The following is a 6003-nucleotide window of genomic DNA, read 5'->3' on the forward strand; positions in this document are numbered from 1 at the left end:
CGCCCCCTATCCAATGACGCCAAGCAAGCTTCCTTTTTTGAGGGACAGCCCCCGATTTTGCATATTGAAAAATAAGACTTTTTGAAATACAACTGTCGAATTTCAGTTTCACAAGGAAGAATATTCTTGACAGGGAGGAAAGACACCTCTAAGATAAAACCTGGCGCGCGGAGCGCACAATCCCATAACAGGAGGGTTCAACATGAAGAGGATCATATCGGCACTGGCCATAATCAGTGCCCTCGCCCTAGCTTTTCTGATCCCTGTCCGCATAATGACGGCGCAAGAGGAGAAACACAAGGAACCAGAGGTGACCTTGGAGCTGATCTGGGAGAAGAAGTTCGAGGAGGCAGTGACTGACTTCTCAATCGCAATGAGCAAATCCGGGGAATATTTTGCTAACGTGGTCGTGCTCACCGGCAAGGCACTTATCCTTGACCATCGAGGTGAGAAAGTGTCCGAGATGAGGGCCGTGGACAAGGGTTTCGGTTTCTTCACCATATCCGAATCCGGGAATCACATAATCCAGAGTTGGCAGTATCGGTCTGAGGATGCTAAGGAACTCGAACAATGTATAGTCTATGTCTACGATTTTGCTGGAAGACTTATGTGGAAAACGCCGAATGTCGCTCCCACGCGCTTTCCCAAATTGGCGCCCAATGGTGATTACCTAATTGGGCCCTCTTGGGCGGAAGTGTTGCTGGTGAAGAGAGATGGTGCTCTTAGATTGATAAATCCTCGACAGGACAAAAGGCGAAGTCTGATGCGGATTTTCTTTGCGATTTCAGGTGATTCGAGATTCTGGGCCATCAGTTTCGGTGAACCCTATCAAGATGAGAATGTAGAGCTTGTCATTTACGATCCCAATGGCGATGAACTGGCGCGAAAAGTTCTGGAACCAATGGGAGTTGCCTACGAATTAGAGATTTCAAACAATGGAGAGATGATAGGCATTGTTGCCCCAGAAAAAGAGTCCAATTTCCTCTATCTCTTTGACAATAGAGGTAACCTTCTGTGGAGAGCCGGAGAAATCAGCAGAACCAATCAATGGATTGTCTTTTCGCCTTCCGATAAGTATGTATTGGCAGCTGATTTCGGGGGGACTCTCAAATGTTTCGACACATCGTCAGGCGCAGTAATTTGGCATCATCATGTTTCAAAAGACGAGATCAGAATCGCCCAAGATCCTGGGATTGGCTTTATTCCACACATGGAGATTACCTTTTCCCCCGATGGGAATTTGGTCATTGTTAGTGGAAGGAACATGAAGACAAATGCTGACTGTCTTTTGGTATTTGAGGGTGAGCGTGGGTTGGTAAGGACTTTTTCTCTGCCATCTTCAACTGGAAGACTTCTCCCCAAAACCAAATTTGTGCCTACAGGGGAGTACATCTATGCTGCAAATGGTGAGAGACTCTCTAAATTCGCTTTGAGGAGGGCAAGATGAGAAAGATACTAATGCCGATTTTGGCTGGAGTATTTGTCTGGCCCGGGTTCGTTTCAGGGGACGATTGGCCATTGAAGCCTTTCGGCGAGCAACACCAAATAAATTCAACGTTCGCGGAATATAGAACCGGACATTTTCACCAAGGTGTTGACATAGAGCCATTTGGGGGTGGTTCGAGCGACAGCTTGTGGCTCGTTTACTCCGTCCTCTCGGATACAGCCTATCACACAAATGGTGCCAATCCAGGAGTGAGGGTAGGGAAATACTACTATATCCACCTGACAAATAGAGTTGACGATGCAACCTACATCGCTGCTTTTGAGGACACTATTGGGAGGATTCAAGCTTCAAAAGCCCATTTACATTTCCATTGGACAAGCAGGTATCCACCTATAGTGGATACGGTGTTTAATCCACTCTGGCCGAGTGGCCTTTCCCCCTATGTGGACTCCACCAACCCACACATTGACTCAATTCTATTCTATCGTCAGGGTTTTGCCGATAGCTTGCTATCCGACACCCTTGGTCCAGATACGCTTGAAAGAAAGGTAGATATTCTCTGCGTGGCAGGCGATTTCAGGACGGATACACTAGGTCATTGTCCGACGCCAGATTCGGGCAATGTGTCAGTGTACCGAATTGAATATGAGGTCAGGAGGATCCTGAGCGACACAACTGACACTCTCCTGCGCTCCTGGCAGAAGATAACATTTGACACAATTCCCAACCCATCAGACACGGTACAGCTCAATCGAACCTACGGTCCTGGTTCATCAAGCAGCCACTTCCGGTACTGGGTCAGCAATGACCCGTTCAATCCTGATTCTTCTAAGAGGGATTGGTACTGGAATACCAAGCAGAAAGATAGCATTCCTTCCCTCCCCGATTCGGTTGACGCCGAGTCTGTCGATGTCGCCAAGTTCCCCCGTGGCAACTACCGTGTGAAGGTGTTTGCATATGACATCGGGGGCAACTCGGATGTAGATTCAGTTCAGGTGTACGTAGATAATTTTGGGCCAAGGGTTGATTCAGTTTTTCCTGCGGATAGCGCCACAAATGTTCCTATCGGGACGAACATAGAAGTGAAGTTCAACGAGCCCATGGACCAGAATGTCACGCTTAACTCTGTCATAACATTCAGTCCTGGCGCCTCTGTTTCGTGGCAATGGCTTGACAGCACCAAAGTGAGAGGCACACCTAACCCCTCGCTTGAGCCAGGGACAAACTATAGCGTCACAATTCATGCAAGCGTTGGGAGCGATAGTCTTACAGACATTGTTGGGCACCTATTCGACGGGGACAGAAATGGGGTACCAGGAGGCGACTATCAGTGGAGTTTCGAGACTGGGGATTCCGATACCACGTTGGGGTGGCCAATACCCCCCCCAATGGGACGGTGCGAGAATAAGCCCTGACGCGTGGGCGGATCTTGAGGGGGACGATGACCTGGAGTATGTATACCCTTTCCCCTATAGCTTTCTATTCTGCGGAGATGGTTTTGAGGAGCTGCGCATCTCGGAATCCGGGAGCATATGGTTTGACTGGGCAGACAATGCTCATCATTTCTACTTGCCCAAGCCGGCAGGTCACTCATTGGGAGTCCTCGCTGTACACAACGACAACATAAGCGTTCCACCTGCAGGCGACTTCAAAGGCAACCTCTGGGTAAAGAGAAAGTCAGGCCCTGACCGAGTCGTGGTTGAGTGGTGGATTAAAAGAAGGTTGCAGCCAGACACCACTAACTTCGAAGCCGTCCTCTTTGACGACGGTTGGATCAGGTATGACTATGAGGTTCAAAACATCACAGATTTTCATAACGACGGGGGATCAGGAATTAGCTGCGGTGACGATACACACTATGTGCAGCTTGACGATATTTCTCATGTGGCGCCAGCTTCTTATATGTTCGGCCCCAATGTTCCTCCGGGCAGCCCTGGCAATCTGGACCCGATGCCTGCAAGCGTAGGCCTGCGCTGGGATCCGAACCCCGAGAGCGACTTGAAGGGCTACTACATGTATAGGGCTTCGGGGGCAGACACGACAGATACTGCCTCTCTTTCCAGGCTGTGCGACACCGCTATTACTGCCGAAAACTTTGTCGATTCGCTAGCTCTCCCTTGTTCCACGTATTGGTACGCAGTTTCGGCTGCGGATACGTTCTGGTTTGAGGGGGCGCTGTCTAACAAGGTTGTAGGAACCGTCCCGCCTATACCTGGCGCGGGTCCTAACGCCACAGCATACAACACAGGCCGCAAGATAGTGAAAGATAGGGACCTACTACGGTTTTACGTCACCTATGCCTCCATGGACAGTATTTGGGCGACATTCACAGATTGCGAAGGATGTCTCTGGGATATCCCGTATGGTATAGGCGAAGGGAAGCTTCCTGCAATCGCAGTCGATGACAACAATCATGTCTGGATCGTCTGGATTGGAGGCACAAACGGCGAAATCGTGTGCTACAGCACACTGGAGGAAGGCGGCTGGACCTCTCCAGAGACTCTTTTCGATTTTGAATTGATCCGTGGTTTTGGGTCACTGTCTTTGGCTATGGATGGAAGTGGTTACGGGGATGTCCTTATTGACCAGACTTATTCCGGAGAAGATTTCGTACCTCCCACGTCATTCAGCACGTTTCTCATTAGATTCTACTTGCATGAGGATATTCAACCCTGGCTCACAACGATTCGCAGAAGTCCATGGCAGGACGCGCGCTCGTCAATTGATTGCGATGACGATGGGAATCTTCATGTCGCCTGGGACGAGGGCGTCCGGATATCGTATCGCAAGGGGGTGAGTTTTGGAGATACGGTCATCTGGAAGGACCCTGAGGTGATCTCGGCCCCTGCAGTGCCGTCGAAGTTCCCTTGTATTGAGTATGACAAGGACAGTGTGTCAGTCGTGTGGCAAGGACAGGTGGCTGGTAAGTACCAGATATTCCATAGAAGAAAGGCTCTTGAGGACACTCTATGGCTTTCGATTGAGAGAGTGGATTCTTCTGGAACTGCAAACACATACGATCCGGTTATTACAGGTGGTTCGCACGCTGTATGGGCTCAAGAATCCGAGCCTGTCACGGTCTGGTATGCAAGACGAGAAAACACAAGTTGGACTGACCGCGAGGCTGTAAAATGGACCCCCTACGATTCAAGGTTCCCCCACGCCGTATCTTACCAGGGGGATACCGAGGGGTACTTGCTTGTATGCTGGACAGAGGACGTGACAGGTCCTGAGTATGGAATCGATAACGCGCGTCTGCAGGTATCGAGTCTGTCACCGACGACAGGCACGGCTGCTCAAGTTCTGAGAGCGAGTTCGCGTCCCAGGACCTTCGGTTTCAGCCAGAACGCTCCGAATCCATTTGCCCGGAAAACCCACATGGTCTTTACGCTGCCTAGGAGAGAGGATGTGGTGCTAGACATATACAATGTCGCCGGACAGCGGGTCAGACGGCTGCTAAATGGGCGGATGAAAGCAGGCAGATATGAGATGGTGTGGGATGGTACAGACGAACGCATGAGAAAGGTTGGTAGCGGTACTTACTTCGCTAAGTTGGTAGCGGGCAGCTTCCAGAAAACACGGAAGATGGTTCTTGTCAGGTAGGATGGAACAACGCGTGGACTGCTTTTCTATTCTTGAGGATCATACACTGGTGAAAGGACTGAAGGGACCCAACTGGATTGCTTTGTTGTGTGTGACGTAGAGCCGGACCGCTTCCCTTCAACGATATCTCAAGCCGGCGGGGAAGAAATGGAAAACAAAAGAAGAAAACGTTTTCGTTGGTCAAAAACACTGGTTTCTGTCGCAGGTCTTTTGCTCATTTCCATATTTCTTCCGACCTACTGCACAGCGGAAGCCACATTCGAGAAGACCTATGGTGGCGCTGACTGGGATGAGGGCCACTCCGTGCAGCCGACATCCGATGGAGGATATGTCATCGCAGGATGGACGGCTTCCTTCGGTGCAGGGTATGGGGATGTCTACCTGGTCAGGACCGACCTTTCAGGCGACATTCTGTGGACAAAGACCTACGGCGGTGCTGATTCCGATTTAGGGTATTCTGTGCGGCAGACTGCGGATGGAGGGTATATGATCGCAGGACGGACGCGCTCTTTCGGTTCAGGGAATTGGGATGTCTACCTGATCAAGACAGACTCCTCTGGGGACACTCTGTGGACAAGAACTTACGGCGGTCCCAATCGCGATCTAGCTTACTGTGTGCGGCAAACTCTGGATGGAGGGTACATCGTCGCAGGATGGACTGACTCTTTTGGTTCAGGCAAGCTTGATGTCTACCTGATCAAGACCAATTCTCTTGGTGATACCGTGTGGACGAAGACATTCGGGGGTTATGATTGGGATGTCAGCCTCTGTGTCCAGCAGACTTCTGATGGAGGGTACATAGCGGTGGGGTACACCGGGTCCTTCGGCGGACATATGGGTGATGCTTACCTGATTAAGACGGACTCCCTCGGAGATACGTTGTGGACGAAGACTTATGGTCTGTACGGTGATGAGGGTGGTCATTCTGTCCAGCAGACCTCAGATGGCGGGTA

4 protein-coding genes are annotated in these 6003 nt (G+C 50.5%); all 4 read left to right on the plus strand.

Annotated features, from left to right (window positions below):
* Positions 1 to 202: 202 nt before the first annotated feature.
* A complete protein-coding gene (locus E3J62_04825; GenBank protein ID TET46259.1) occupies positions 203 to 1447 on the plus strand; it encodes a hypothetical protein in 1245 nt (414 codons plus the stop codon).
* Positions 1444 to 2862: a hypothetical protein gene (locus E3J62_04830; protein ID TET46260.1), complete on the plus strand. Its 1419-nt coding sequence runs from the start codon at positions 1444 to 1446 to the stop codon at positions 2860 to 2862. Before E3J62_04825 ends, E3J62_04830 begins: the two co-directional genes overlap by 4 nt.
* Positions 2690 to 5050 (plus strand): T9SS type A sorting domain-containing protein, encoded by a 2361-nt coding sequence (locus E3J62_04835; protein ID TET46261.1) that lies wholly within the window; start codon positions 2690 to 2692, stop codon positions 5048 to 5050. Before E3J62_04830 ends, E3J62_04835 begins: the two co-directional genes overlap by 173 nt.
* Positions 5051 to 5197: 147 nt before the next feature.
* Positions 5198 to 6003 (plus strand): hypothetical protein (locus E3J62_04840; protein ID TET46262.1); only part of this gene is annotated, 806 nt, incomplete at its 3' end.

It is taken from the genome of candidate division TA06 bacterium, from assembly GCA_004376575.1.
Taxonomy (GTDB): domain Bacteria; phylum Hydrothermota; class DG-26; order E44-bin18; family E44-bin18; genus E44-bin18.

Bases quoted from the DNA above. Each gene is read 5' to 3' on its own strand.
- E3J62_04830 (TET46260.1), top strand. From the start codon at position 1,444: ATGAGAAAGATACTAATGCCGATTTTGGCTGGAGTATTTGTCTGGCCC.
- E3J62_04835 (TET46261.1), top strand. From the start codon at position 2,690: ATGCAAGCGTTGGGAGCGATAGTCTTACAGACATTGTTGGGCACCTAT.
- E3J62_04825 (TET46259.1), top strand. From the start codon at position 203: ATGAAGAGGATCATATCGGCACTGGCCATAATCAGTGCCCTCGCCCTA.